Here is a 26505-nt window from a genome sequence, read left to right as displayed (position 1 = left end):
GGTGACGTGTTGATAAAGAAACGGTGGTTTGCCCTGTACTCAGCGGTAAGCGAGGCGCGAGGATCCTCCTGACACTCTGTGATCATCGCCGCACGGGCGGCGCGACCAAGCAGGGGGATTACTACGTGAGACGAACAGCACTCTTCGGCGTGGCTGGCGGCGTGATGACCGGTGCGCTGATAACCGGTGCGCTGGCCGCCCCCACGGCGGGGGCATCGGAGCCCACGCGGACGCCGGGGGGCGCCGCCGAGGCCCGCGGGGCGGCGGTCGCCGCGGCCCGGGCCGCGAAGACGGGCATCGACTGGACGGACTGTCCGGCCGACTGGAACCTGGCCAAGCCCGTCCAGTGCGGCTACGTGACCGTTCCGCTCGACTACGCCAAGCCGAACGGACGCACCATCAAGATCGCGGTGGACCGCGCCCGCAGCACCGGGACCGCCTCGGAGCGGCAGGGCTCGCTGATCTACAACCCGGGCGGACCGGGCGGCTCCGGGCTGAAGTTCCCGACCCGGGTCACCAACAAGAACCCGCTGTGGACGAAGACCGCGAAGGCGTACGACTTCGTGGGCTTCGACCCGCGCGGGGTCGGCCACTCGGCCGCCATCTCCTGTGCCGACCCGCAGGAGTACGTCAAGGCACCCAAGATGGACCCGGTGCCCGACAGCGAGGCGGACAAGCGCGCACAGCGCAAGCTCGCCGCGGAGTACGCCGATGGGTGCGAGGAGCGCAGCGGCTGGATGCTGCCGCACATGACGACGCCCAACACCGCCCGGGACATCGACGTCATCCGGGCCGCGCTCGGCGACAAGAAGCTCAACTACCTGGGCGTGTCCTACGGGACGTACATCGGCGGCGTCTACGCGACGCTCTTCCCGGACCATGTGCGCCGCCTGATCGTGGACTCCGTGGTCAACCCCTCGCGGGAGAAGATCTGGTACCAGGCCAACCTGGACCAGGACGTCGCGTTCGAAATGCGCTGGGACGACTGGAAGGCGTGGGTCGCCAAGAACGACGCGGCCTACCACATCGGTGACACCCCGGGAGAGGTCCAGGCGCAGTGGGAGAAGCTGCGCGCGACCGCCAAGAAGAACCCGATCGGCGGGGTCGTCGGCCCGGCCGAGCTGCTCGGTTTCTTCCAGAGCGCGCCGTACTACGACTCGTCGTGGGCCACGGTCGCCCAGGTGTGGAGCGACTACCTGGCCGGTGACGAGAAGGCGCTCGTCGAGGCCGCGGGCCCGGACCTGTCCGACACCGCGGGCAACATCGCCTCGGAGAACGGCAACGCGGTGTACACCGCCGTGGAGTGCGCCGACGCCAAGTGGCCGACCAGCTGGCGGAAGTGGGACCGGGACAACACCCGGCTGCACCGTGACTACCCCTTCCTGACCTGGTCCAACGCCTGGATGAACCTGCCGTGCGCCACCTGGCCGTCGAAGCAGCACACCCCGCTGGAGGTCGGCGCGGGCAAGGGGCTGCCGAAGACGCTCATCGTGCAGAGCACCCGTGACGCCGCGACCCCGTACGAGGGCGCGGTCGAGCTGCACAAGCGGCTCAAGGGTTCGCGTCTGATCACGGAGAAGGACGCCGGTTCGCACGGTGTCACCGGGCTGGTCAACGCCTGTATCAACGACCGGGTGGACGCCTACCTGCTCAAGGGCACGGTGGACGCCAAGGACGTGACGTGCGCTCCGCACGCCACGCCGAAGCCCGCGAAGACCGGCACGGCCGCGAAGGCCGCCGGGGCCGTCGAGTAAGTAACCCTCGGCCGGGCCCGCTTCCGTACGAGTCGGCGCGTACGGAAGCGGGTCTCTGCGGCGGCCGCCCCACCCGGGGCGGCCGCCGTTCGTATGTCCGGGAAAACTGCTGACTGTACAACTCACCACAGGGTTCGGCGAGTCGGCGCACGATGTCCGTAATCACCGAGTATGCGCCGCATATTGGTGGTGTGGGGTTTCGAATGCCCCAGAGGTGTGAGCGAATGCGATCGCTTTTTTACGCTCACGGAATTCGCTCTCTGAATTTGTTACCAAGAAAAAATCATCGTCATTTCGGGATGTGTCATAACCGCTATGCTCCAGGGCCCATAGCGAGTTCTTCGCACGTATTTTCTCCCGCTGCTTTTAAGGAAGCCGATGGTTTTCGCCGGCGCGTCACCTGGAGGCCGACGGCCCGCCTCCGTGCTCGTATGGCTCATCCCTCCCGCCGCGATGGCGGCCTGCGCGGCGCTCGCCGTGACCGTGGTGTCCGCCGGGGCGCGGGCCACGGTCGCCGCGTGCGGCGCGGCGGCGACGCTCGCGGTGGCCCTGGCGGCGGCCGAGGCTGCCCGCCGCGGCCGCCTGATCGGCAGGCTGCGCGCACGGCTCGCCGAACAGGACGCCGCGTACCAGCGGCGCCTGGCCCACCAGGAGACGGAGACCCGGCGGCTGGCCCAGGAGGTGCTGCCCGCGGCCGTGGCCCGGCTGCAGCGCGGGGCCGAGGTCGACGCCGTGATGAAGAGCGTCGAGCCCTCGCCCGTCCTCGACCCGGACTTCGAGTCCGCGCACCTGGCCGTCCTGCGGTCGGTGCTGGAGATCGTGCGGGCCGAGGAGGACCTGCGGGACGCGGCCGGGCGGGCGTTCGTCAACATCGCCCGCCGGGTGCAGGCCATCGTCCATCAACAGGCCATGGACATGCGGGACATGGAGGACAAGCACGGGGCCGCACCCGAGGTCTTCCACGATCTGCTCCACCTCGACCACGGCAACGCCCTGATCGGCCGCCTCGCCGACAGCATCTCCGTGCTGGGCGGCTCCCGCCCGGGCCGCCAGTGGCGCAACCCGGTGCCGCTGTACAACGTGCTGCGCGGCGCCATGTCCCGCATCCTCGAATACCGGCGGGTTGACCTGCACTCGGTGGCCGACGTCGGCATCGTCGGCCCGTCCGTGGAGCCGCTGATCCACGCCCTGGCCGAACTGCTGGACAACGCCACGCGCTACTCCCCGCCCAAGACCCGGGTGCATCTGACCGCCGTCGAGGTCCAGTCCGGGGTCGCGGTCGAGATCGAGGACGCCGGGGTCGGCCTGTCGGAGGAGAGCCGCAGGCGGACCGAGTACGTGCTGGACCAGGCGGGTACCGGCTTCGACCTCGACGACCTCGGCGAGACACCCCGGCTGGGCCTGGCCGTGGTCGGCCGCCTCGCCGTGAAGTACCGGTTCCAGGTCTCGCTGCGGCCCTCCGCGTACGGCGGCGTCCGCGCGGTCCTCGTCGTCCCGCAGGACGTCATCTGCCCCACCCCCGCCCCCGGCGGCGCCATCGCCCGGGCCCAGAAGCTGCCGCCGCCCAAGCCCATCAAGCGCGCCGCGCCCTATCCGCCGTTCCCCGCCGACGCCACCGGCCCGGTCGCCCACGACCACAACGGGATCCGCCACAACACCGCCGGACTGCCCCAGCGCCGCCGCCGGATGCCGACCGTGACCCCGCCCATCCGGATCCAGGCCGACCCGGAGCCCGCCCCGGCGGGCCCCCCGGCCCCGGCCGAGCCGCCCGTACAGCCGGGCATGTGGCTGGCCGCGTTCACCAAGGCCGTCTCCGGCGAGGCGGATCCGGTGGACACCTCCGGCCACACGTACGGCGAAGAGCCATCGGACACGTCGCACGCCTGGGACAACGCCTCGGATAAGGGTGAGTAGCAAGTGACGCAAGCGCGGTTCAACATGGACTGGATGCTCCGGGACCTCGCCAAGAGCGTTCCGCAGACCCGCCACGTGGTCCTGCTGTCCTCGGACGGCCTGTGCATGGCCCAGGTCGGTACGGACGGGGACACCGCCGACCGGCTGGCCGCCGCCTGCGCGGGGCTGCAGAGCCTGTCGACGGCGATCGCCGCCGAATTCCCCACCGGCGACGGGCGGATGCGGCTGGTGGTCATCGAGGTCGACGGCGGCTTCTTCTATCTGATGGCGGCCGGCACCAGCTCCTACCTCGCGGTGCTCGCCGAGGACGGCGTGGACGCCGGGCTGATGGGCCAGTGCATGAGAGACCTGGTCGCCCGGCTCGGCGAACATCTCAGCAGCCCGCCACGGTCCGACGGACGCGTGACATGAGCCGGACCGGAAAGGGTGCCGACGAAGGCGGCCCCGAACGGCTGTACATGGTCGACGGCGGCGCCCCCGGCCGGTCCGCGCGGGCGGACACCATCGAACTGGTCAGCCTGATCGTGGCCCGGACCGAACCCGAGCCCGGCATGCTGCCCGAGGCCGCCGCCGTGCTGAGGATGTGCCACTTCCCGCTCTCCGTGGCCGAGATCTCCGCGTACCTGACCCTGCCCGTCAGCACCGTGACCGTACTCCTCGCGGACCTGCTCGCCCACCACCAGGTGGAGGCCAGGTCCCCGGTCCCGGCCGCCGTGCTGCCCGACACCGAACTCCTCCAAGCGGTGATGCATGGACTACAGAACCTCTGAGACGATCGCCGGACCCCGCAGCGAGGACACCCTCCCGGCCTCCGCCACGGCAGCCGTCAAGATCGTGATCGTCGGCGGATTCGGGGTCGGCAAGACCACCATGGTCGGCTCGGTGAGCGAGATCCGCCCGCTGACCACCGAGGAGACGATGACCCAGGCCGGGGTCGGCGTCGACGACATCGCCGGGGTGGAGCGCAAGACCGAGACCACCGTGGCCATGGACTTCGGCCGGATCAGCCTCAACGAACGGCTGGTGCTCTACCTCTTCGGCACCCCCGGCCAGGAGCGCTTCTGGTTCCTGTGGAACGGCCTCTTCGAGGGCGCGCTCGGGGCCGTGGTCCTCATCGACACCCGCCGCCTGGAGGTCAGCTTCGACGTCCTGGGCCGACTGGAGGAACGCGGCGTCCCCTTCGTCGTCGCCATCAACGCCTTCCCCGGGGCGCCCGTCCACCCCGTCGAACGGCTGCGCGCGGCCCTGGACCTGCCCGACACCGTGCCCATCATCGACTGCGACGCCCGCGACCGCGCCTCCAGCCGCGACACCCTCCTCAGCCTCGTGCGCTATCTGCGACACCTCACCACCGTGACCCCGGAGACACCGTGACCCCTCCTCCCGATCAGTGCCCCGCCCGCGCCCGGAGCCCGCTCGCCGGTGTGGTGGACCTCTTCGGATCCGAGAACGAGAAGGACCCGATGGGCCTGTACGAGCGGCTGCGCGCCGAACACGGACCGGTGGCCCCGGTGCGGCTCGGCGGCGACGTACCGGCCTGGCTGCTGCTGGGCTACCGCGAGAACCTGGAGGTCGCCCGCACCCCCTCCCGCTTCTCCCGCGACTCCCGGTACTGGAGCGCCTGGGCCGAGGGCCGGATCCCGGACGACTCGCCGCTGCTCCCCGTGGTCGGCTGGCAGCCCATGTGCACCTTCGCCGACGGTGACGAGCACGAACGGCTGCGCGCCGCGCTCACCGACAGCATGAACCGCGTCGACCGCCGCGGAATCCGCCGCCACATCACCCGCTTCACCCATCAGCTGGTCAACGACTTCTGCGCCGACGGACAGGCCGAACTGGTCACCGGATTCGCCCAGCGGCTGCCCATGCTCGTCCTCACCCAGCTGCTCGGCATGCCCGATGAATACGGCCCACGGCTGGTCGCGGCCACCCGCGACCTGATGAAGGGCTCCGACACGGCCCTGCGCAGCGACCAGTACGTCACCGACACCCTCCGCCAGCTCGTCGAGCGCAAGCGCGCCGACCCCGGCAGCGACCTCGCGTCCTGGCTGCTGAGCCACCCCTCCCGACTCACCGAGGAGGAGGTCGTCCAGCATCTGCGGCTCGTGCTGCTCACCGGCAACGAGACCACCACCAACCTCATGGCCAACACGCTGCGCATGGTCCTCACCGACCCGCGCTTCCGCGCCTCCCTGGCGGGCGGCCACATGACCCTGCCGGACGCCATCGAGCACGTGCTGTGGAACGAACCGCCGCTCACCGTGATCCCCGGCCGCTGGGCCACCGGCGACACCGAACTGGGCGGACGGCAGATCAAGGCCGGGGACATGCTGCTGCTCGGCCTCGCCGCCGGGAACGTCGATCCCGCGATCCGCCCCGACCTCGGCGCGCCCATGTACGGCAACCGCTCACATCTGTCGTTCAGCGGCGGCCCGCACGAATGCCCCGGCCAGGACATCGGCCGCGCCATCGCGGACACCGCCATCGACACCCTGCTGCTGCGCCTGCCCGACCTCCGTCTGGACGTGCCGGAAACCGAGCTGTCCTGGGTGGCGTCGTGGATCTCCCGCCATCTGGTCGCGCTGCCGGCCGCGTTCATGCCGCGCAGGCCCGAGACCGATCCGGTGGACACCTCCGGCATGCTGCTCGCGCCCAAGCTGCGCCCCATGCGCCGACGGCCCGCGGGCGAGGAGGAGGCCTTACCCGCGGACGGCGCCACCGGTACCGCGTCGCCGCCCGCCCGTGTTCCGTGGTGGACGTCCCTGTGGCGGTGGCTGCGCGGTACCCCCGTGTGACGGCAACCGCGTGACGCGTCTGCGTGACGTAACGCCCCTTCAGCGGGCCAGCAGCGTCCCCACCGCCAGCAGCGCGAGCACGACCCAGGCGAACCACAGCCAGCCGTTGCTCCCGAGTGCCACGGTGTAGGCCGTCACCACCACCAGGCCGCCCACCGCGCACGCCGTCATTCCCTTGGCAGATCCGGTCATCCCCGACCTCCTCACGGCGGTCCCGGCACCCCGACGCCGGAACACCGGCCCCACGGCCGAGACTCCATCGTCTCTCGGCCGTGGGGTCCTCGGCTAGCGTCCGCGAGCCTGGAGCGAGGCCAGATAGGCGTTGTACGCGGCGAGTTCCTGATCGCCGTCACGGTCCGCCGTACGGTCGTCACGCCGCGCCTGGCGCTGATCGGACTTGTACCACTGGTACACCAGCGCCACCAGCACGATCACCGACGGCACCTCGCTGAACGCCCAGGCGATGCCGCCCGCCGCGTTCTGGTCGGCCAGCGCGTCGATCCCCAGCGAGCCGGGCGGGTGCTCGAAGCTGCCGACCATGGGCGCGCTCGCCATCATCAGCGCGATCCCGAAGAACGCGTGGAACGGCATCCCCGCGAACAGCTCCAGCATCCGCATCACATAGCCCGGCCGGTGCGGACCCGGGTCCACGCCCATGATCGGCCAGAAGAAGACCAGGCCCACCGCCAGGAAGTGGACCATCATCGCGATGTGCCCGGCCTTGGAGCCCATCAGGAAGTCGAAGAGCGGCGTGAAGTAGAGCCCGTACAGGCTCGCGATGAACAGCGGGATCGTGAACACGGGGTGGGTGATGATCCGCATGTAGCGGCTGTGCAGCAGCGCCACCAGCAGTTCCCGGGGCCCCTTGCGGCCCCGCCCGCCCGCCGGGAGGGCGCGCAGGGCCAGCGTCACCGGGGCGCCCAGCAGCAGGAGGATGGGGGAGACCATGCTGATGATCATGTGCTGGACCATGTGCACGCTGAACATGACCATGCCGTAGTCGTTCAGCGCGGTGCACATCGAGACCGCGATCGTCAGCACACCGGCCACGAACGCCACCAGCCGCCCCACCGGCCAGCTGTCGCCACGCCGCCACAGCCGCGTCACGCCCCAGCCGTACAGCGCGAGCGCCAGCACACAGCCGACAAGGAAGAAGGGATCACCGCCGAACGCCAATCCGCGTGCGAGGGTGAACGGCGGCAGATCCATCATCATGCCGTGTCCGCCGTGATCCATCTGAGTATCCCCGGCCTTCCTGCTCTACCCGGTGTGCACCAAATGTGCCCGCACCAGCGTAGAACCCGTCAGCTCAGAGCACGCACTCGGCCTCGGTGTACCGCTCGGCGGGGACCGTCTTCAGCTGCTCCACCGCGTCCGCGAGCGGCACCGTCACGATGTCCGTACCGCGCAGCGCCGTGATCTTGCCGAACTCGCCGCGGTGCGCCGCCTCGACGGCGTGCCAGCCGAAGCGGGTGGCCAGCACCCGGTCGTACGCCGTCGGCGTGCCGCCGCGCTGGACATGGCCCAGGATCACCGGCCGGGCCTCCTTGCCCAGCCGGTGTTCCAGCTCGACGGAGAGCAGGCGGGCGATACCGGCGAACCGCTCGTGGCCGTAGACGTCGCGTTCCCCCGCCGCGTACTCCATCGTGCCCTCGCGCGGCTTGGCGCCCTCGGCCGCGACCACGATCGCGAACTTCTTGCCCGCCTCGAACCGGGCTCCGACGGTCCGGGCCAGCTCCTCGATGTCGAACGGGCGCTCCGGTACGACGATCGCGTGGGCGCCCGCGGCCATGCCCGAGTGCAGCGCGATCCAGCCGGTGTGCCGCCCCATGACCTCGACGATCAGCACCCGCTGATGCGACTCCGCGGTGGTCTTGAGCCGGTCCAGGGCCTCGGTCGCCACCCCGACCGCGGTGTCGAAGCCGAAGGTCACATCGGTCGACGCGATGTCGTTGTCGATCGTCTTGGGAACGCCGACGATCGGCAGCCCGGCGTCCGACAGCAGCCGGGCCGCCTTCAGGGTGCCCTCGCCGCCGATCGGGATGACCGCGTCCAGACCCAGTTCCTCGACATGGCCCCTCGCGCGCTCCACCCCGTCCCGCAGATGCGCGGGCTGCACCCGGGTCGAGCCGAGGATGGTGCCGCCGAGGGCCAGGATGCCGCCGACGGCGTCCAGGTCGAGCTTGCGGTAGTCGCCCTCCAGCAGGCCCTTCCAGCCGTCCTGGAAGCCGATCACCTCGTCGCCGTGGTCGACGACGGCGCGGTGGACGACGGACCTGATGACCGCGTTCAGTCCGGGGCAGTCGCCGCCGGATGTGAGCACACCGATGCGCATGGCGCGTGATTCCTCTGTCTGCACTGGAGCCGACATCCGGACCGCGCTGTCCGGCTGGACGACGACACCCTACAAGCGGCGGACGCCACGGGACGCGCTTCGCCGCCAGGTGTCCGCGATGCGGTCACCTGGCGGCTCAACCGTGCGCGAGGGCGCTCAGGCGGGCTGGGCGGTGGCCGCCGCGATGCGCTCGTTGCGCAGCGCCTCGTACCACTGGTCGTCGACCGGCGGCAGCCCGTTCACATCGAGTGCCAGCTTCAGCAGATGGTCCGCGATGTGCGGGTTGCGGGCCATCACCGGGCCGTGCATGTACGTCCCGAAGACGGTGTCCTTGTACGCGCCCTCGTAGCCGTCACCCGTGCCGTTGCCGTTGCCGAACCGGACGCGCGCGAAGGGGCGCGCGGTCGGGCCCAGGTGGGTGACGCCCTGGTGGTTCTCGAACCCGGTCAGCGGCGGCAGCCCCAGCGGCTCGTCGATGTCGCCCAGTACGTCGCCGACGCAGCGGGCGCCCTCGCCACGGGTGCTGATCACGTCCAGCAGGCCCAGGCCCTGCTGGCGCTGGCCGAGGTCGTTGACGAACTCATGGCCGAGGATCTGGTACCCGGCGCACACCGAGAAGACGATCGCCCCGTTGGCGACCGCGCGGTTCAGCCCGCCGTCCCGCATCAGCCGCTCGGCGGCCAGCCGCTGCGGGCGGTCCTCACCGCCGCCGATCAGGTAGATGTCCCCGGAGGTCGGGATCTGCTGGTCGGAGCGGACGTCCAGGCGGGAGACGTCCAGCCCGCGCTGGCGCGCCCGGCGCTCCACCACCAGGACGTTGCCCTGGTCGCCGTACGTGCTCAGCAGGTCGGGGTAGACCCAGACCAGACGCAGGCCGTTCTGGCTCGTGCTACGCATCGTCGTGTCTCCTCGTGCGGGGGGTCAGTTCCCGACCCGGCGGCGCAGGTCCTGGAACGCGGTGTAGTTGGCGATCACCTCGATGCGGCCGGGCGGCGAGATCCGCACCGCCTCGTCCGCGTCGGCGCAGACCCGGAAGTCCAGCCCGGCGACCTCCAGGCGCACCGCGAGGTCCAGCTTGCGGTCGCCGATCACACAGATCGGGTGCCCGGCGAGCCGGGTGTAGTCCACGTCCCACAGCCAGGAGGTGTCGGTCCCGTCCGCGCCGCGCGCGTTCACCGAGAGGATCACCGGGGTGGGCGGCGGGTCGATCAGCGAGAACGTCTCCAGCCAGCCGGCCGGGTTCTTCGCCAGCAGCAGCCGCAGCTCGCGCTCCTGGAAGGTGACCACGTCATAGCGGCCCGCGACCGCCTGCACCTGGTACATCCGCTCCAGCGCGACCTGCGGCGGCACGCCGAAGGTCGCGGCGACGGCCGCCGAGGTGGCCGCGTTCGCCTTGTTCGCACGGCCGGGCAACTGGAGGTGGATCGGCCAGGCAGCGCCGTGCGGGTCCAGTACGTACTCGCCGTTGAGCGCCCAGCTGGGCACCGGGCGGCGGAAGCCGCACTCGCCGCACACCCAGTCGTCGCCGGGGCGCTGGAGCACGCCGCCGCAGGCCGGGCAGGACCAGGCGTCGTCCTTCCACTCCTGGCCCGCCGCGACCCACACCACATTGGGGCTGGAGGAGGCGGCCCAGACGATGAGCGGGTCGTCCGCGTTCGCGATCACCGTGGCCTTCGTACCGGCCAGGCCCTCGCGCCACTTCTCGGCGAGCATCCGGGTCTCGGCGGCCCGGTCGAGCTGGTCGCGCGAGAGGTTGAGCAGCGCGATGGCCTTGGGCTCGGTGTCGCGGGCCACCCCGGCGAGGTACTTCTCGTCGACCTCGATCACGCCGTAGCGGGCGTCGGAGCCGCCCGCCAGGGCCGAGGTGATGCCCGCGGGCATATTGGCCCCGAGCGCGTTGGAGACCACCGGGCCGGCGGCCCGCAGCGCCTCGGCGATCAGCCGGGTCGTCGTGGTCTTGCCGTTGGTCGCCGACACCAGGATCACGTCCAGGTGGTGCGCCAGCCTGCTGAGCAGATCGGGGTCGAGGCGCAGGGCCACCTTGCCGCCGATCACCGACCCGCTGCCGCGGCCCGCGGCCTTCGACACCGCCGCCGCGGCCTTGCCCGCCGTCACGGCCAGCTTGGCACGTGGCGACAGCGGCTCTGAGTTGCCTGCCATCGTCTCTCGATCCTCCTCGCATACCGGCGCCGCACCTGCCCCCCGAGGCACCGGTGGTACGCCCCCTCCGCGCCGAATCGCCAGCCGGGAGGCCACGGTCGGGGATCAGCCTATCGAGATCCGGGCGGTGTCCCGAATCCCGTCGCCCCTTCCGGGGGACCGTACGCTTGGCTCTCATGCGAAACGGCGCGATCCCGGGGAGCCGGGGGAGGGTACGGCCCCTGCGGCTGCTCGGCGATCAGGCGCTGCGCGCGCCGTGCGAGGAGGTCACCGCGTACGACGCCGCGCTCGCCCGGCTGGTCGAGGACCTCTACGCCACGATGTACGCGGCGGGCGGGGTCGGTCTTGCCGCCAACCAGATCGGGGTGGGGCTGCGGGTCTTCGTCTACGACTGCCCGGACGACGAGGACCGGCGTCATCTGGGGCATGTGGTCAACCCGAGGCTCGCGGAGGCCGACGGGGTGACCGTGCGGGGCACCGAGGGCTGTCTGTCGCTGCCGGGCGTCGAGTCGGGCACCCCGCGCTTCGACCGCGCGGTGGTGGAGGGCGTGACGGTGACCGGGGACCCGGTGCGGGTCGAGGGCACCGGCTTCTTCGCCCGCTGTCTCCAGCACGAATGCGACCACCTGGACGGCGGGCTGTTCCTGGACCGGCTGGACGGGCTGCGGCGCCGCCGGGTGCTGTGGGCGGCCCGTCGCGCGCCGTGGGCGCGCGAGCGGGCGTAGAGCGCGCTTCCGGGGTGTTTCGGGAGGCGCTCAGGACTCCGCCTCAGGACTGCGGCTCAGAATCCCGGCTCAGAACTCCGGTTCAGAATCCCGGGGCGCCGAACCGGTCGTCCACCAGGGCCAGCCTGCCCCACAGCAGATCGGTGAGGTGGTGCACCAGCCGCTCGCGGGAGCAGGGCCGTTCCCGCAGCCACCAGTCGCCCGCGGCGTGCATCATGCCGACGATCCCATGGCCCCAGATCCGGGCCACCTCCTCGCCGCCGGGGCCGAGTTCGACCCGGTCGGCGATCACCTTGGCCAGCTCGTCGCCCATGCGGCGCAGCAGCGGGGCGGAGTGGTGGCCCACGTCGAAGCCCTGTTCCTGCTCCTGCTGGTGGCCCTGGTCGGCCGGGTGCATCAGGAATCGGTACACCTGAGGGCGGGCCTCGATCGCCGCCAGATAGGTGTCCAGCGTGGCCGCCACCCGGCCGCGGCGGTCGGGCGCGGGGGCGTCCAGGGCCTTGCGCAGCGAGGCGAGCAGGGCGTCGGTGTGGCGTACCGCGAGGGCGCGGTAGAGCCCTCCCTTGTCGCCGAAATGGCGGTACAGAATGGGCTTGGTAATGCCCGCTTCGGCGGCGATCGCGTTCATCGAGGCCTCGGGGCCGTCGCGCAGCACCACCCGGTCGGCGGCCTCCAGCAGCTCCTTGCGGCGCCGTGCGGCCGCCTGCTGCTGATCCTCGCGCTGACTGGTCCCGGTCTCCATGACGTGGCCTCCCCGCCCCCTGACGTGTTCACGCGTATATATGGGCTCCGCGTATCTGCGCAACGTAACACCCGCCCGGGGTAAGGGGTTCGCGCAGCCGTGGAGTTGACATCGCCTACTCGTCAGTAACACACTGCTGTTACCGCAGGTAACAGCAGATGCAGCAGGTGGAGGGGCCATGGCGGAGTTCTCGTTCGACCTCAACGAAGATCAGAAGGCAGTGCGCGAGTGGATCCACGGCTTCGCCGCGGACGTCATGCGCCCCGCCGCCGCGGAATGGGACGAGCGCGAGGAAACGCCCTGGCCGATTATCCAGGAGGCCGCCAAGATCGGCCTGTATTCGCTGGACTTCTACGCCCAGCAGTACTTCGACCCCACCGGTCTCGGCATTCCCATGACCATGGAGGAGCTGTTCTGGGGCGACGCGGGGATAGCCCTGTCCATCGTCGGCACCGGCCTGGCCGCCGTCGGCGTGCTCGCCAACGGCACCGAGGAGCAGATCGGCACCTGGATCCCGCAGATGTACGGCGACGCCAATGACGTGAAGGTCGCCGCCTTTTGCTCCTCCGAGCCCGACGCGGGCTCCGACGTCTCCGCCATGCGCACCCGGGCCGTCTACGACGAGGCCAAGGACGAATGGGTCATCAACGGCACCAAGACCTGGGCGACCAACGGCGGCATCGCGAGCGTCCACGTCGTGGTCGCGGCCGTCGACCCCGCGCTCGGCTCCAAGGGCCACGCGTCCTTCATCATCCCGCCTGACACCCCCGGCCTGTCCCAGGGCCAGAAGTTCAAGAAGCACGGCATCCGCGCCTCCCACACCGCCGAGGTGGTCCTCGACGACGTACGAGTGCCCGGCAGCTGCCTGCTCGGCGGCAAGGAGAAGCTGGACGAGCGCCTCGCCCGCGCCCGCGAGCGGGCCACGGCGGGCGGCGAGCGGCTGAAGAACGCCGCGATGGCCACCTTCGAGGCGTCCCGCCCGGCCGTCGGCGCCATGGCCGTCGGTACCGCCCGCGCCGCTTACGAGGTCGCGCTCGACTACGCCAAGACCCGGCAGCAGTTCGGCCGCCCCGTCATCGACAACCAGGGTGTCGCCTTCCAGCTCGCCGACATGCGCACCCGGATCGACGCCGCGCGGCTGCTGGTCTGGCGGGCCTCCTGGATGGCCGTGAACGGCAAGCCCTTCGACTCGGCCGAGGGGTCCATGTCCAAGCTGTTCGCCAGTGAGACCGCCAAGACGGTCACCGCCCAGGCGGTCCAGATCCTCGGAGGGAACGGCTTCACCCGCGAGTACCCGGTCGAGCGCATGCACCGCGACTCCGCCATCTACACCATTTTCGAGGGCACCAGCGAGATCCAGCGCCTGGTCATCGCCCGCACCCTCTCCGGCGTCCCGATCCGCTGAATCCGTTAGATCCGCTGGATCCGCCGCGTCACCTCGCGCCGAAGCGGCGTTTGCGACGGGCGAACGCCGCCAGCAGGTCCCGCAGTTCCTGCGCGGTGAAATCCGGCCACAGGGTGTCCACGAAGAACAGCTCCGCGTAGGCCGCGCGCCACAGCATGAAGTTCGAGATCCGCTGCTCCCCGGACGTCCGCACCAGCATGTCGATGTCCGGGAGGTCGCCGTGCGGCAGGTGCCGGGTGAACAGCGCCTCGTCGATCAGGCCCGGATCCAGCGCCCCGTCCGCCGAGGCCCGGGCCAGCGAGGTCGCCGCGCGGGCGATCTCCTCCCGCCCGCCGTGGTTGAAGCAGAAGGCCAGCGTCATCGCGCGGTTGTCGGCCGTCTCGGCCTCGGCCCGGCGCAGGGCGGCCAGGGTGGACCGGGGGAGGCGGGCCTCGGAGCCCAGCCAGCGCAGCCGTACGCCGCGCTCGCCGTACGCGCGGAAGACGTCGGCGAGCTGGGCGGTGAGCCGCATGAGGGCGGCCACCTCGCCGCGCGGGCGGTTCCAGTTCTCGGTGGAGAAGAAGAACAGCGACAGATGCTCGACGCCCTCCTCCAGCGCCGTGTCCACCACCCGCGGCAGTGCCAGCACCCCCGCCTCATGGCCCCGGGTGCGGGAGAGGCCGCGCAGGGCGGCCCAGCGGCCGTTGCCGTCCATGATGATGGCGAGATGCCGGGGCGGCCCCGGGATGTCGTCCCGGGGGCCTCGGCACTGCCGTACGACGGCGGGCGGCGGGCCGGTGACGGACGCCCGCAGCAGCCGCTTGACCGAGGGCACTCTCCAGGCTCCGACCTCGAACACCCGCGCGTCCCTCCGCCTCGGCTTCCCGGTGCCGTGTCTGACGACGGGGCGGGGCCGCGGGTTACCTCCCCGGTGGCCGAACCATTCGTTTGGTCGGCACGGCGACAGCTGTCGTCATGGCTTCCGCGCGACACCCCCGTGGACGTCCGTCGTCTCGACGGGTGTCTCGGACGGCCCGGGCCGCCACAGCGGACAGGAGACGATACCCGGTTCGATCAGCTCCAGGCCGTCGTAGAAGCGGCTGATCTCCTCCACGCCGCGCAGCACGTACGGCACGGCGCCGGTGTCGTCGTAGCCCTGCTGGGCCTCCTGGAGCGCCTGGTCGGTGTCGGTGCTGTCGTAGTGCACGAAGTAGCTGCCGGAGGGCAGCGCCGCCTGCAGGCGGCGGACGATCGACACCGCCTCGTCGTAGTCCTGGATGTGGCCGAGGATGCCCATCAGCATCAGGGCGACGGGCCGGTCGAAGTCCAGCGTCTTGGCGGCCATCTCCAGGATCCGCTCGGGCTCGTGCAGATCGGCGTCGATGTAGTCGGTCACGCCCTCCGGGGTGCTGGTCAGCAGCGCCTGGGCGTGCCGGAGCACCAGCGGGTCGTTGTCGACGTAGACGATCTGGGCCTCGGGCGCCATCCGCTGGGCGACCTGGTGGGTGTTGTCGTAGGTGGGCAGCCCGGTGCCGATGTCCAGGAACTGGCGGATGCCGCACTCGCCCGCCACATGGGTGACGGTGCGGATGAGGTAGGCGCGTGAGGCGCGGGCCATGACCTCGATGTTCGGGGCGACCTCCCGGTACTGGTCACCGGCGGTCCGGTCGACCTCGTAGTTGTCCTTGCCGCCCATCCAGTAGTTCCAGATCCGGGCCGAGTGCGGCACGGTGGTGTCGATCTTCGACCACGCCTGCTGGCTGGTGCCGGGGGCGGACGAACCGTTGGTCATCGGTGCTTCTCCTGCCGTACGTCATGCCTGCGAGAGGCTCCAACTTACCCACTCTGCCCGGGAGTTCATCGATTCCCGGCATAGCGGCGGACGGGTGAGCGAATCCGTGGCAGGCGGCGGGCGAAGGAGGCCGTCTGGAGTGTCACCGGAGTCTCACCGGGGCCCGGCTCGGGGCCGGAACCGGCATCCGGCTCCTCGCCGACCGTGAGCACCGGGGCGTGCTGGGCGAGGGTGCGGAAGGCCCGGTCGAACCCGATCAGCGCGGCGCCGATCTCCGCGAGATCCGCGGCGCCCGCGCCGCGCGCGGCCGTCAGCCGGTCCTCCAGCACCGACGCGGGCGCGGTCACATGGACGAAGGCCCCGTCGCGCTCGGCCACCGCCTCCGCGAAGTCGAATGCCTGGATCCAGGTCACCCGGGAGTGCCCGCGCCGCAGTGGCCCGTAGACCAGCTCGCCGACCAGCCCCGCGTCCACCGCGAGCGCCCCGTCGTGCTGGAGCAACTCGCGGTAAGGGCGAACCGGGTCGAGGTGCGGGAGGTCGGGGGAGGCGCGGGTGACGGCGAAGCCGTGCCGGTCCGCGAGCCCGGCCAGCAGCCCGTCCCGGCGGACGCCGTCACAGCCCTCGACGATCAGTGTGCGCCGCTGTGCGACCGCATGCTGGAGCTTCATCCCGTCTTCCCGTCGTTCCGGAGCGACCCGGATTGGATGGAGGGACGACACCGCCGCCCGCCACGGCGCCTTCAGTGTGCGTGGCGGTACGGCGGGGGCGGGAGTGCGCTACGGGGTTGTGCGGTTGTGCGACCGTAGTGGTTTTCGCATCGTGGCCCGTCAGGGGTGCGCCCGGCGCACTCCCTGATACCCCCTAGGCGATCAGGAAGTCGGCCTCGCCCGCCTTGGCGGCCTCCAGGAAGGAGGCGACCTCGGAGCGGCTGTAGATCAGGGCGGGGCCGCCGGGGTCGGTGGACTGGCGGAGGGCCACCCGGCCGTCCTCCAGTCGCTTGGCCTCGATGCACGTGCCTCCGTTGGACCCGCTCCAGGGCTTCTCCCAGCCCTCCGTGCCCAGGTCCGTGGCCGGCATCCCGGTGTAGACGGGGTCCGTCATGACAGCTCCTTACGCAGTTCGGCCAGGATGGTGCTGGTGTCGCCGATCGGGTCCGCCTGGACGGCCATCCGGTCCAGGACCTCCAGATAGGCCACGACCTCATGCGGCCGGTCCACGTAGACCGCGCCGGTGAGGCTCTCGGTGTAGACGACGTCGGGCAGTTCGGAGAACCCGAAGCGGAAGTAGTGGAAGGGGCCGAAGGCCCCGGGGTGCGGCCCGGACGCGAAGCGCATGATCTGCAGCCGGACCTTGGGCATCGCGAGGGTCTCGACGATGTGGTCGATCTGGTCCCGCATCACCTCGCTGGGACCGACAGGGCGGCGCAGCACCGTTTCGTCGAGGATGGCCCACATGATCGGCGCGTCCGGCTTGGTGAGCAGGGTCTGCCGCTGGAGGCGCAGCGCGATGCGGCGCTCCAGCTCCTCCTCGGTGTCATTGGGGAAGCCGATACGGAGCACCGCACGGGCGTAGTCCTCGGTCTGCAGCAGCCCGGGGACGTAGTGCGGCTCGTACGCACGGATGACCGTGGCCTCGCTTTCCAGGCTGACATACGCACTGAACCAGTCGGGCAGTACGTCCCGGAACTGATGCCACCAGCCGGGCTGGTTGGCCTCTCGGGCGAGGGCGAGGAAGCTTTCGATCTCGGGTCCCCGGACGCCGTAATTCCGCAGCAGTTCCTTGACGTACGGGATCTTGAGGCCGACTTCCGCCTTCTCCATCCGGCGCACCGTCAACGGGGTCACTTCGATGGCCTGAGCTGCCTCTTCGAAGGAAAACCGGGCCCGCTCCCGCAAGTGCCGCAGGCGCTTCCCGAGGACCCTGCGTAAGACGGTGGGGGCGGCGCCGCTCGGCCGTGCCTCGCTCACGTCCCGCCTCCCGGAAGGGTTGTCATATGCCTGCACAGTGTGCCTGGACAGTGTGCCACGAGCCGGACGACACAGACAGAGCTATGCGGATCGTTCTGAAATTATCAGAACGAAGGTTGCGGGGTGAGCGAGTCACCACGCATAGTGAGCGGGTGACCCATCTCACCCTCCACGGCGGGGGCTCCCAACCTCCTTCGTCCACAACGTCGTTGACGAAGCCGCTGAGCAGTGCGGCGCCGCGCGGCGGGGATCCCGTACACCTCCGTGGCGCGTGCCGGGGAGGGTTACGGTGATGCCGGGCGCACAGCCGGGAAGCGGGCGCCAGAGTGCCCCCGCCAACGCCGCGTTGGCCGCGGCCCTCAAGGAATCCGGGTGCTCCTACGCCTCGTTGGCGCACCGGGTCAATGAACTGGGACGCAGGCAAGGACACGAGTCGAACTACGACAAGGCGTCCGTCACCCGCTGGTTGCAGGGCGGTCAGCCGCGCGGCAACACGCCGGAGCTGATCGCCGCCGTGCTCTCCCACCGGCTCGGCCGGCCGCTGGCGCCCGCCGAGCTCGGCTTCATCGCCGACCGTCAGCGCCCCGTCGTCGCCAGAGCGCTGGCCTACCGGGAGGACGTAGCAGAGACCTTGCACACGCTCGCCGAACTCGGCTCCACCGATATCTCCCGCCGCAGCCTGCTGGGCGCGGTGCCCTTCGTCGCCGGAGCCCTGGTGACCCCGCAGCGCGAATGGCTGCTGTGGCTGGTCGAGAACCAGGACGCCCCCCGGCTCTCCTCCGTGGCCGATGGCGGCCGCGTCGAGCAGGTCCACGCGGCCATCAGCATGTTCGACGAGATGGACAACCGCTTCGGCGGCGGCCAGGTCCGCGCCAGCATCGTGCTCTATCTGTCGACCGAGGTCGTGCCCATGCTCCAGCAGCGCGGCGCGCCGCCGCACGAGCGGCGCCAGCTGTTCATCGCGGCCGCCAAGCTGGCCGCGATGGCCGGCTGGAGTTCCTACGACAACGCCGAATACGGCTTGGCCCAGCGCTATATGACCCAGGCGCTGCGGCTGTGCGCCGAGGGCGGCGACCGGGTGCTCGGCGGCCAGATCCTGGCCGGTCTGTCCCATCTGTCCACCAACCTCGGTCAGCCGGAGGCGGGGGTCGAGCTGGCCCGGGTCGGCGTCGCCACCGCGAAGAACGCGGGCAGCCCGCTCGGCCTGATGCGGCTGCACGCCATGGCCGCCCGCGGCCATGCCGCGCTCGACCAGCCCCGGGAGGCGTCCAAGTCGCTGCGCGCCGCCGACGCCCAGCTGGAGGCGAGCCGGGGCGCCCAGCAGGAGTCGCCCTGGGTGCGCTTCCTGGACCACCACTATCTGGCGGCCGAGGCGGCCCTGTGCTTCCGGGACCTGGGAAACGCGGCGGAGGCCGAGCTGGCGGCCGCCGAGTCGGTGCGTGCCAACGCCGACCGCCGCCGCCGCCAGGCCATCAGCCGCTCCGTCCTCGCCACGGCCTATCTCCAGCAGAACCGGCTGGACGAGGCCATCGGTACCGCGGGCGAGGCGCTGGACACCCTCAGCGGGGTGCACAGTGAGCGCTCGATCCAGGCGTTGCGCGACTTCCGCTCCCGGCTGCGGCCCCGGCGGGGCGAGCCCATGGTGCGTGACTTCGAGCACCGCTCCCGGTCGGTGCTCGGGTCCGTGGCCTGACGGGCGCGCGGCGGGCCCCCGGAGCGGGGGACCGGGGGGCTGCCGTGTGTAGGAGCCAGGGGTGTCTTCCGATCCGGGAGACACCCCTGAGTCCGTGGTGACGCAGCGTCAGTAGCCGTTCGGGGTAGGGGCGTTCTGGGCCCGGTCCACGGGCAGATGGGCGCCGGAGACCCCGCTGGAGGCGTCGGAGAGCAGAAAGACCACGACCTGGGCGACCTCCAGCGGGGTGACCAGCCCGCCGCCCGGGACCTCGGCCGTGAACCGGGCGTACCGCTCGGGCTCCTCGGCGCGCATCCGGTCCCAGCGCTTGCCGGGGATGAGCATCGAGCCGGGCGAGACGGCGTTCACCCGGATATGGTCCGGGCCGAGTTCGCGGGCGAGTGAGGCCGCCAGGTGGATCTGGGCGGCCTTGGCGGCCCCGTACTGCGCCTGGGGTCCCGGTTTCCACCCGGAGATGGAGGCGATCACCACCACCGAGCCGCCGCCGCACCGCCGCAGATGCGGTGCCGCGGCCTTGACCAGCCGCGCCGTATGGCCGACGTTCAGCTCCCAGGTCGCGGACCAGTCGCGGGCGTCCGCCTCCTCCAGGCCGCGGCCGCGTGCGCCACCGGCGCTCGCCACCACGCCGTCCAGCCCACCGAAACGTTCCGCCGCGGCCTGGACGAATGCCTCCAGCCGGTCCGGTGCGGTGAGGTCGAGGGCCTCGGTGAACAGCGCCCCGGGTCCCGCCGTATCCAACGACGCCTCAAGGGCTCGCAGACTCTCGGCCGTCCGCGCGCAGGTGGCCACCCGCGCGCCGGACGCGGCCAGTAGCCGCACGATCTGTTCGCCGAGCCCCCGGGTGCCCCCGGTGACCAGCACCCGCTTGCCGTCCAGGCGGAACGCCCCGTTCACGGCTGCCCCGCACGGGCCGTACAGCCCGAACCACTACGCCCGTACAACCGGACAACCCCCATGCCCTCTCGCCCGCCGGTCGGTTCAACCGTTTTTCTACATGACGGTGACCGATGACGCTCCGAGCTGCCTTCGAAGGAGGAACCATGCCGGTTTCCGGCACCCATCGCGACCGCGTCGACTCCGTCCGTGGCAGCCGGTCCAGGCGGGTCGGACGGGGGGCGCGCACCTACCGCCACCGGCTCAGATGCAGCGCTGTCAGTCGCCAGCAAGCGCCTACCCGCATACCCGGACATCAACCACCCCATGTGCCTGTATGTCATGAGAGCCCACAGACCGACGAGGACGGACACCGTGAGCCGATCCCTCCCAGGACTGCCGCAGCGGCCGGCACCGGCCGATGACGAGGACCTGGGGCGCGACCGCCCTGCCCTCGCGGTGTCCGTCAACCGCTGCCGCATCCGGATCACCGGCCCCGAACCGTGCGGGGAGGGGACGATGAGCGCCCTCGTCACCCGTCGGCTCTTCCGGGCCGAATTCCCCGCCCTTCCCGACCGTGCCGCCGCGGTGCGGCGCATGGTCACCGGCCATCTGAACGACTGGCGGCTCGGCGCGCTCGTGGACGGCGCCGTCCTCGCCACCAACGAACTGTTCGCCAACGCGGTCGAGCACGGCAGCAACGGCCCCGCCGACACCGTGACCATCACCGTCTCCCTGGAGGTCGCCGCCGGACCCTTCGGCCATGAGTTACGGGTCGAAGTGGCCGACGGCTCGCCCGTCATCCCCATCTTCCGCAGCGCCTCGCCGACCGAGGAGTCCGGCCGGGGTCTCGCCATCGTCGACTGCCTGGCCAGCGACTGGGGCACCGAGCCGCCGGACCCCGGGGGCGAGGGGAAGAAGGTGTGGTTCACCCTGCCGCTCGAGCGGGCTTCATGAGCCCTGTGGGCGGCACCGTGCAGACCGACGCGGCCGACTGGCTGCTGTCCGCCAGCGACGACCCCGGGCGGGTACGGCTCCAGTGGGCCAGCGGCGACGGCCTCGCCGACCTGCCGGTGGGCACCGTCTTCGACCTGGTCCGGATGGCCGACGACATCGGTACGGCGGTGATCCAGGCCCTGCAGCGGCGCGACGCCGCGACGGGACCCGTGATGCTGGCGACCTCCAGCCATGTGCTGACGTTCCTGGTCCCGCCCGGTTCCGCGACCGAGTGGAAACGCTGGCTGGCCGGGACCCCGTACGCCCGCCGCCGCACGGTCGCGGCGGCCGGGGCGGGCCGGGTACTGCGGTGCCCGCGCCCGGGGTGCGTGCGGCGCGGCCACGTCTGGCTGACCCGGCCCGGGGACGGCCTCACCGACAGCGGGACGCTGCGCGCGGCGCTGGAGGAGGCGGGCCCCCCTCGGCCGCCCTGGACGGCTTAGGGGGTGTCTTGCCCCACCCCGCCGTATCCCCGCAGGTGGGGACGTAGCATCGTGTCGTGGCATGAACACCCTCGCCCTCTGGGAACTGGCCGTGCTCGCGTGTGCGGCCCTGCTCGTCGGCTTCTCCAAGACCGCCGTCAGCGGGGCCAATACGGTCAGCCTCGCCATCTTCGCGGCCGTACTGCCCGCCCGTGAGTCGACGGGCGTGCTGCTGCCGCTGCTCATCGTCGGCGATGTGCTCGCCGTGGTCACCTACCGGCGGCACGCCCACTGGGCCACCCTGTGGCGGCTGCTTCCGGCGGTCGCCGTCGGGGTGGTGGCGGGCTGGGTGTTCATGCTGTGGGCCGACGACGCGGCGGTGCGCGTGTCGATCGGCGCGATCCTGCTGTTCATGGCCGGGGTCACGCTGTGGCGGCGGCGTACGGGGGCGGACGCGGCCGCGTCCGCCCAGCCGGACGGCGGCGCCGGGGGCCGGGTCAAGGCCGGTTCGTACGGCGCGCTCGGCGGGTTCACCACCATGGTCGCCAACGCGGGCGGCCCGGTGATGTCCCTCTACCTGATCTCCTCCGGCTTCCGGAAGCTCGGCTTCCTGGGCACCTCGGCCTGGTTCTTCTTCATCGTGAACGTGTGCAAGGTGCCCTTCAGCGTCGGTCTCGGCCTGATCGACGGCCCCTCCCTGCTGCTGGACGCGGGCCTCGCGCTCTTCGTGATACCCGGCGCGATCCTCGGCAAGATGTGCGTCGACCGCATCAACCAGCTGCTCTTCGAGCGGCTGGTGATCGCGGCGACCGTGCTGGGCGGGGTCCAGCTGCTGCTGCGGTGACGCGGGCCCGGCGGGATCGTGCGGACACCCCTAGTCCCAGGCCGCCCGGTGGGCCTTGGCGAAGTCCGCGAACGACCGCGGGTCGCGGCCCGTGATCCGGCGGACCGTGTCCGTCGTACGGTCCTCCGCGCCGTCCCGGATGTCCTCGTCCAAGCCCGCCAGCATCGCCGCGAACTCCCGCGACAGCCCCGCGGCCACCAGCCGCTCCCGCAACGCCCCGGTCGTCACCGGCACATGGCTGACCGGACGCCCGGAGACCTCGGCCACGACGCACGCCGCGTCGGCGTAGCTGAGCGCGGCCGGACCGGTGATGACGTGGTCCGTGTTGTGCGGACGGTCGTCCAGCAGGGCTCCGACGGCGACGGCGGCGATGTCGTCCGCGTCGACGAAGGCCACCCGGCCATCCCCGGTGGCGGTGACGATCTGCCCGTCACCGCGGATGGCATGGGCCACCGCGTGGTCGCCGGTGAAGTTCTGCATGAACCACGACGGCCGCAGCACCGCCCACTCGGGCACCGTGTCCCGTACGAGCCGGTGCAGCGCGCCCATGCCCGGCGCGTCGGCGGGGACCGCGGAGGAGGTGAGCAGCACTACCCGCCGCACGCCCCGGTCGAGCGCGGCGGTCAGGAACGGTTCGACCACCGGCACCGGATCGGCCTCGCCCACGGGGGCGACCAGGTAGACGCGCTCCACCCCGGCCAGCGCGGCGGCGTGGGTGGCCGGGTCGTACCAGTCGAAGCGCACCCCGTCCGAGCCCGCCGCCGGATCGGGCCGCCGGGCGGCCGCCCGCACCGCCGCGCCGCGCTCCCGCAGCAGTCGTAGGACGCGCGAGCCGGTGTTCCCGGTCGCGCCGGTGACCAGCACGGTGGGGTCAGCCATGGGTCCGGTCTCCTTCGGCGGTGAAGTCCAGTTCGTCGTTCAGCAGTTGCGGATTCCAGTAGTCCCGGTAGGACGTGATCTCGCCGTTCCGGACGGAGATGACGGCCACGTAGTCGATCCGGAGCGGGCGGCCGGTGGGGACGGCGACGGCGTCCACCGCGAACTCCACGATCAGCACGCCGGGGTCCGCGGTCCGGTGGACCGTCTCATGGGCGACGGCCCGTATATCGATGTGGTCGGGGTAGTCGCGTACGTACTCCCGCACCGCCTGGCGCCCCTCCAGCCTGCGCGGCCAGCCGGGCGGGGCGAACGGGAACTCCATGGTGCCGTCCTCGGCCCACAGCTCCGCGAACCCCTGCATGTCGTGGGCGAGCAGCAGCTTCTTCATCCGCTCGTACACCCTGACGCGTTCGTCCATGACGCTTCTCCTCCACTGACTGGACGGGACGGTACCGTCCCGTCCACCATCTAAACAGAACGGTACCGTCTCGTCCATCTGCTAGGGTCTGCCCATGCCGGAACCCACTCGCCCCTCCTCGCCCACCCGGCGCGCCCCGAGCGGCGCCGCCACGCTCCGCCCGGCCAAGACCGAGGCCATCCGCGCCGCCGTCCTCGACGAACTCGCCGAACAGGGCTACGGGCGGCTGTCGATGGAGGCGGTCGCCAAGCGGGCCGGGGTCGGCAAGAGCGCGCTGTACCGGCGGTGGCCCTCCAAGCAGCAGATGGTCATCGACGTCGCGTCCGAGCTGAGCGTCGCGATGGTCGACCTGCCCGACTCCGGGTCGCTGCGCGGCGATGTGCTCGCCGCGCTGCGGGCGGTCGCCGACTGGCTGACCCATCCGCAGTTCAGCCGGATCCTCCCGGACCTGGTCGCCGAGGCGCGCCGGGACGAGGCGCTGGCGCAGGCGCTCGCTGTCAGCATCGGCGGGCCGCGCCGCGCCCGTGCGGCCGGGCTGCTGGACCGGGCGGTGGAGCGCGGTGAGCTGCCGCCGGACCTGGACCGCGAGCTGGCGCTCGATCTGCTCGCCGCGCCGGTCTACTGGCGTATCGCGGTGCGGGGAGTGCCGCCCGAGCCCGGCTATCTGGAGCGCACCGCCGACCTCGTCGTGCACGCCCTGACCGGGGCCGGGGGTGCCTCCTAGCCCGTATGGGCTCGGAAAACAGGGCGGGGCGGGGGAGGGCGCCGCATCATCCTGGGGAGGGCGATCCGTCGCCCGCGGGGCGGCCGCGCCGCGCACTGGCCAGTCGACCGCCACCCGAGGAGCCCCCATGCCCACCGGTCTCTCCGTCCACATCGGACTCAACCAGGTCGACCCCGTGGCGTACGACGGCTGGAGCGGCGAGCTGAAGGCCTGCGAGCAGGACGCGGCCGACATGGCCCGGCTCGCCGCCGCCGCGGGCTTCGAGGTCACCGGCCCGCTGCTGAGCGGCGGCGCCACCGCCGAGGCGGTCACCTCCGCACTGGAGACCGCGGCCGGGCGGCTCGCCGAGGGCGACATCCTCTTCCTCACCTACTCCGGCCACGGCGGCCAGGTGCCCGATCTCAACCACGACGAGAGCGGCGACCGGCTGGACGCGACCTGGGCGCTGTACGACCGTCAGCTGGTCGACGACGAGCTGTTCGGGCTGTTCGGCAAGTTCGCCAAGGGCGTGCGCATCTGGATGCTGTCGGACAGCTGCCACAGCGGTGCGGTCGCCCGGCGGCTGCCCGAGATACTCAGCGCGGGCGAACTCGGACGCCGCTTCGACACCGAGGACCCCCGCGAGATCGGCAGGCGGCTGCGGGCCATGCCCCAGCCCGTACAGGCCGCCGTCTACGCGCGCGACCGCGACCTCTACGACCGCATCCAGAAGACCCGCACCGCCAAGGACCTCACGAAGATCGACGCCGGGGTGCTCCACATCTCCGGCTGCCAGGACAACCAGACCTCCGCCGACGGCACCGTCAACGGACTGTTCACCGGCACCCTGCTGGAGGTCTGGCGGGGCGGGGTGTTCCCGGGCAGCTACCGCGCGCTGCACCGGGAGATCGTCCGGAGGATGCCCCCGGACCAGACCCCCCATCTGCTCATGGCCGGAGCCGCGCGCCCCGCCTTCGCCGGCCAGCGCCCGTTCACCATCTGACCGTGTCCGGGTCCCCCATCGGTGGTGCGGTGGCGCGCGCGGCGAGGTATGACAGAGGGAGGGCACGGCGAGCCGGTGAGGTGCCGGTATGACGACGCATGACCGTCTTGACCAGGACAGCGAGGCGGACCGGGCGGGTGGCGACGGCCTGGCCACCGTCGCGGGCGGGGTGCTCGACCTCCTGCGGGTCGCCGCCGTGGTGCTCGACGCCGACGGCCGTATCACCCTGTGGAGCCCCGAGGCGGAGCTGCTGTTCGGCTACCGCGCTGCCGAGGCGCTGGGGCGCCGCGCGGACCAGCTGCTCGTCCGCCCGGAGGACCGGCGGGCGGCCGCGGACCTGTTCGCCCGGGTCCGGGCGGGCGACACCTGGGCGGGCGTCTTCCCCGTCCGCCGCCGGGACGGCACCACCGTGCGCGTCGAGTTCCACACCATGGGCCTCCACGACAGCCACGGCGACGCGTACGCACTCGGGCTGGCCGCCGACGAGGCGACCGTACGGCGCGTCGAGACCGACCTGGCCGTATCGGGCCTGCTGATCGAGCAGTCGCCGGTGGGGCTCGCGGTCTTCGACACCGAGCTGCGGTGGCTGCGCGCCAACCCGTCGCTGCAGAGCATGAACGGCATGGCCGAATCCCTGGTGCGCGGGCGCCGGATCGGCGAGATGCTGCCCGGCCTCGACACCGAGGCCATCGAGACCGCCATGCGGCGCGTCCTGGCCACCGGGGAACCGATCCTGGACCAGCAGACCATCGGCCGCACCCCCGCCGACCCCGACCACGACCACGCCTGGTCGGAGTCGTACTACCGGCTGGAGGACTCCGGCGGCCGGGTCCTGGGCATCGCCGTCTCGGTCATCGACGTCTCCGCACGCCACCGGGCGGCCAGCGAGGTCGCCGAGGCGCGCGAGCGGCTGGCCGTCGTCGCCGACGCGGGCGTCCGCATCGGCACCACCCTGGACCTGCGGCAGACCGCCCAGGAACTCACCGACGTGGCGGTGCCCCGGCTCGCCGACCTCGCGGCCGTCGACGTCCTCGACGCGGTGGTGCACCGCGAACCCGTGGCCCGGGTGCGCAGCGACGGCTCGGCCCGCTTCCGGGCGCTCGCCG

The 26505-nt window shown here is 71.7% G+C and carries 29 protein-coding genes; 15 read left to right on the top strand and 14 right to left on the bottom strand.

Features of this window, described 5'->3' with window-relative positions:
* Nucleotides 1-164 precede the first annotated feature (164 nt).
* From ACZ6CL_RS17085 to ACZ6CL_RS17060, 6 genes are all read left to right on the top strand, one after another.
* Nucleotides 165-1754, top strand: coding sequence for an alpha/beta hydrolase (locus ACZ6CL_RS17085; protein WP_468937121.1), 1590 nt, complete (start codon nt 165-167; stop codon nt 1752-1754).
* A gap of 378 nt (nt 1755-2132) precedes the next feature.
* Nucleotides 2133-3668 (top strand): sensor histidine kinase, encoded by a 1536-nt coding sequence (locus ACZ6CL_RS17080; RefSeq protein WP_468936885.1) that lies wholly within the window; start codon nt 2133-2135, stop codon nt 3666-3668.
* A 3-nt stretch (nt 3669-3671) separates the two neighbouring features.
* Nucleotides 3672-4079, top strand: a complete 408-nt coding sequence (locus tag ACZ6CL_RS17075; protein WP_468936883.1) for a roadblock/LC7 domain-containing protein — start codon at nt 3672-3674, stop codon at nt 4077-4079.
* On the top strand, nt 4076-4438 hold the full coding sequence (locus ACZ6CL_RS17070) for a DUF742 domain-containing protein (RefSeq protein ID WP_468936881.1): 363 nt from the start codon (nt 4076-4078) through the stop codon (nt 4436-4438). Before ACZ6CL_RS17075 ends, ACZ6CL_RS17070 begins: the two co-directional genes overlap by 4 nt.
* Complete coding sequence (locus ACZ6CL_RS17065; RefSeq protein ID WP_468936879.1) at nt 4419-5042, top strand: GTP-binding protein; 624 nt, start codon at nt 4419-4421, stop codon at nt 5040-5042. Before ACZ6CL_RS17070 ends, ACZ6CL_RS17065 begins: the two co-directional genes overlap by 20 nt.
* The gene (locus tag ACZ6CL_RS17060; RefSeq protein ID WP_468936877.1) at nt 5039-6463 is read left to right on the top strand and encodes a cytochrome P450; all 1425 of its coding nucleotides are present in this window, start codon (nt 5039-5041) and stop codon (nt 6461-6463) included. The genes ACZ6CL_RS17065 and ACZ6CL_RS17060 overlap by 4 nt, the downstream gene beginning before the upstream one ends.
* Nucleotides 6464-6502: 39 nt before the next feature.
* On the opposite strand, the gene ACZ6CL_RS17055 is transcribed toward ACZ6CL_RS17060, so the two are convergent.
* From ACZ6CL_RS17055 to ACZ6CL_RS17035, 5 genes are all read right to left on the bottom strand, one after another.
* A complete protein-coding gene (locus ACZ6CL_RS17055; protein ID WP_385444205.1) occupies nt 6503-6655 on the bottom strand; it encodes a hypothetical protein in 153 nt (50 codons plus the stop codon).
* A 93-nt stretch (nt 6656-6748) separates the two neighbouring features.
* Complete coding sequence (locus ACZ6CL_RS17050; RefSeq protein WP_468936875.1) at nt 6749-7699, bottom strand: cytochrome c oxidase assembly protein; 951 nt, start codon at nt 7697-7699, stop codon at nt 6749-6751.
* 73 nt (nt 7700-7772) lie between these two features.
* Nucleotides 7773-8798 carry a 6-phosphofructokinase gene (locus tag ACZ6CL_RS17045; RefSeq protein WP_468936873.1) on the bottom strand — a complete coding sequence of 342 codons (1026 nt, stop codon included), beginning with the start codon at nt 8796-8798 and terminating at the stop codon, nt 7773-7775.
* A gap of 156 nt (nt 8799-8954) precedes the next feature.
* On the bottom strand, nt 8955-9695 hold the full coding sequence (locus ACZ6CL_RS17040; RefSeq protein ID WP_468936871.1) for a type 1 glutamine amidotransferase: 741 nt from the start codon (nt 9693-9695) through the stop codon (nt 8955-8957).
* A gap of 24 nt (nt 9696-9719) precedes the next feature.
* On the bottom strand, nt 9720-10958 hold the full coding sequence (locus ACZ6CL_RS17035) for a Mur ligase family protein (protein ID WP_009712884.1): 1239 nt from the start codon (nt 10956-10958) through the stop codon (nt 9720-9722).
* Between the two features lie 176 nt (nt 10959-11134).
* Here ACZ6CL_RS17035 and def point away from each other — a divergent pair, with 176 nt between their 5' ends.
* Nucleotides 11135-11683, top strand: coding sequence for a peptide deformylase (gene def, locus ACZ6CL_RS17030; protein WP_468936869.1), 549 nt, complete (start codon nt 11135-11137; stop codon nt 11681-11683).
* Nucleotides 11684-11765: 82 nt separating this feature from the next.
* Here the strand turns inward: def and ACZ6CL_RS17025 are convergent, their stop codons facing one another.
* Nucleotides 11766-12425 carry a TetR/AcrR family transcriptional regulator gene (locus ACZ6CL_RS17025; protein WP_385444196.1) on the bottom strand — a complete coding sequence of 220 codons (660 nt, stop codon included), beginning with the start codon at nt 12423-12425 and terminating at the stop codon, nt 11766-11768.
* Between the two features lie 178 nt (nt 12426-12603).
* Here ACZ6CL_RS17025 and ACZ6CL_RS17020 point away from each other — a divergent pair, with 178 nt between their 5' ends.
* The gene (locus tag ACZ6CL_RS17020; RefSeq protein ID WP_468936867.1) at nt 12604-13830 is read left to right on the top strand and encodes an acyl-CoA dehydrogenase family protein; all 1227 of its coding nucleotides are present in this window, start codon (nt 12604-12606) and stop codon (nt 13828-13830) included.
* Nucleotides 13831-13858: 28 nt separating this feature from the next.
* Here the strand turns inward: ACZ6CL_RS17020 and uppS are convergent, their stop codons facing one another.
* The 5 genes from uppS to ACZ6CL_RS16995 all read right to left on the bottom strand — a co-directional run bounded on the left by uppS (nt 13859) and on the right by ACZ6CL_RS16995 (nt 17568).
* The gene (uppS, locus tag ACZ6CL_RS17015; protein ID WP_468936865.1) at nt 13859-14668 is read right to left on the bottom strand and encodes a polyprenyl diphosphate synthase; all 810 of its coding nucleotides are present in this window, start codon (nt 14666-14668) and stop codon (nt 13859-13861) included.
* A gap of 114 nt (nt 14669-14782) precedes the next feature.
* A complete protein-coding gene (locus ACZ6CL_RS17010; protein ID WP_468936863.1) occupies nt 14783-15601 on the bottom strand; it encodes an SAM-dependent methyltransferase in 819 nt (272 codons plus the stop codon).
* Nucleotides 15602-15666: 65 nt separating this feature from the next.
* On the bottom strand, nt 15667-16269 hold the full coding sequence (locus ACZ6CL_RS17005; protein WP_468936861.1) for a hypothetical protein: 603 nt from the start codon (nt 16267-16269) through the stop codon (nt 15667-15669).
* A gap of 193 nt (nt 16270-16462) precedes the next feature.
* Nucleotides 16463-16702 carry a DUF397 domain-containing protein gene (locus ACZ6CL_RS17000; protein ID WP_468936859.1) on the bottom strand — a complete coding sequence of 80 codons (240 nt, stop codon included), beginning with the start codon at nt 16700-16702 and terminating at the stop codon, nt 16463-16465.
* The gene (locus ACZ6CL_RS16995; RefSeq protein WP_468936857.1) at nt 16699-17568 is read right to left on the bottom strand and encodes a helix-turn-helix domain-containing protein; all 870 of its coding nucleotides are present in this window, start codon (nt 17566-17568) and stop codon (nt 16699-16701) included. The genes ACZ6CL_RS17000 and ACZ6CL_RS16995 overlap by 4 nt, the downstream gene beginning before the upstream one ends.
* 292 nt (nt 17569-17860) lie before the next feature.
* Between ACZ6CL_RS16995 and ACZ6CL_RS16990 the strand changes: the two genes are divergently transcribed.
* Complete coding sequence (locus tag ACZ6CL_RS16990) at nt 17861-19261, top strand: hypothetical protein (protein WP_468936855.1); 1401 nt, start codon at nt 17861-17863, stop codon at nt 19259-19261.
* Between the two features lie 108 nt (nt 19262-19369).
* On the opposite strand, the gene ACZ6CL_RS16985 is transcribed toward ACZ6CL_RS16990, so the two are convergent.
* Nucleotides 19370-20155 carry an SDR family NAD(P)-dependent oxidoreductase gene (locus ACZ6CL_RS16985; RefSeq protein WP_468936853.1) on the bottom strand — a complete coding sequence of 262 codons (786 nt, stop codon included), beginning with the start codon at nt 20153-20155 and terminating at the stop codon, nt 19370-19372.
* A 354-nt stretch (nt 20156-20509) separates the two neighbouring features.
* On the opposite strand from ACZ6CL_RS16985, the gene ACZ6CL_RS16980 reads away from it, so the two are divergent.
* From ACZ6CL_RS16980 to ACZ6CL_RS16970, 3 genes are all read left to right on the top strand, one after another.
* Complete coding sequence (locus ACZ6CL_RS16980) at nt 20510-21091, top strand: ATP-binding protein (RefSeq protein WP_468936851.1); 582 nt, start codon at nt 20510-20512, stop codon at nt 21089-21091.
* Complete coding sequence (locus ACZ6CL_RS16975) at nt 21088-21573, top strand: hypothetical protein (RefSeq protein ID WP_468936849.1); 486 nt, start codon at nt 21088-21090, stop codon at nt 21571-21573. Before ACZ6CL_RS16980 ends, ACZ6CL_RS16975 begins: the two co-directional genes overlap by 4 nt.
* Before the next feature lie 61 nt (nt 21574-21634).
* Nucleotides 21635-22396 (top strand): sulfite exporter TauE/SafE family protein, encoded by a 762-nt coding sequence (locus ACZ6CL_RS16970; RefSeq protein WP_468936847.1) that lies wholly within the window; start codon nt 21635-21637, stop codon nt 22394-22396.
* A 30-nt stretch (nt 22397-22426) separates the two neighbouring features.
* Here ACZ6CL_RS16970 and ACZ6CL_RS16965 read toward each other — a convergent pair whose 3' ends face one another.
* On the bottom strand, nt 22427-23275 hold the full coding sequence (locus ACZ6CL_RS16965) for an NAD(P)H-binding protein (protein WP_468936845.1): 849 nt from the start codon (nt 23273-23275) through the stop codon (nt 22427-22429).
* Nucleotides 23268-23693, bottom strand: a complete 426-nt coding sequence (locus ACZ6CL_RS16960) for a nuclear transport factor 2 family protein (RefSeq protein WP_468936843.1) — start codon at nt 23691-23693, stop codon at nt 23268-23270. The genes ACZ6CL_RS16965 and ACZ6CL_RS16960 overlap by 8 nt, the downstream gene beginning before the upstream one ends.
* A 94-nt stretch (nt 23694-23787) precedes the next feature.
* On the opposite strand from ACZ6CL_RS16960, the gene ACZ6CL_RS16955 reads away from it, so the two are divergent.
* The 3 genes from ACZ6CL_RS16955 to ACZ6CL_RS16945 form a co-directional block, all read left to right on the top strand.
* Nucleotides 23788-24417 (top strand): TetR/AcrR family transcriptional regulator, encoded by a 630-nt coding sequence (locus ACZ6CL_RS16955; RefSeq protein WP_468936842.1) that lies wholly within the window; start codon nt 23788-23790, stop codon nt 24415-24417.
* A 127-nt stretch (nt 24418-24544) separates the two neighbouring features.
* Nucleotides 24545-25399 carry a caspase family protein gene (locus ACZ6CL_RS16950; protein WP_468936840.1) on the top strand — a complete coding sequence of 285 codons (855 nt, stop codon included), beginning with the start codon at nt 24545-24547 and terminating at the stop codon, nt 25397-25399.
* Between the two features lie 88 nt (nt 25400-25487).
* Nucleotides 25488-26505 (top strand): PAS domain-containing protein (locus ACZ6CL_RS16945; RefSeq protein ID WP_468936838.1); only part of this gene is annotated, 1018 nt, incomplete at its 3' end.

The organism is Streptomyces sp. NPDC041200, assembly GCF_055591805.1.
Note: the sequence above shows the minus strand (reverse complement) of the source record. Positions and strands in the feature narration are given on the sequence as shown.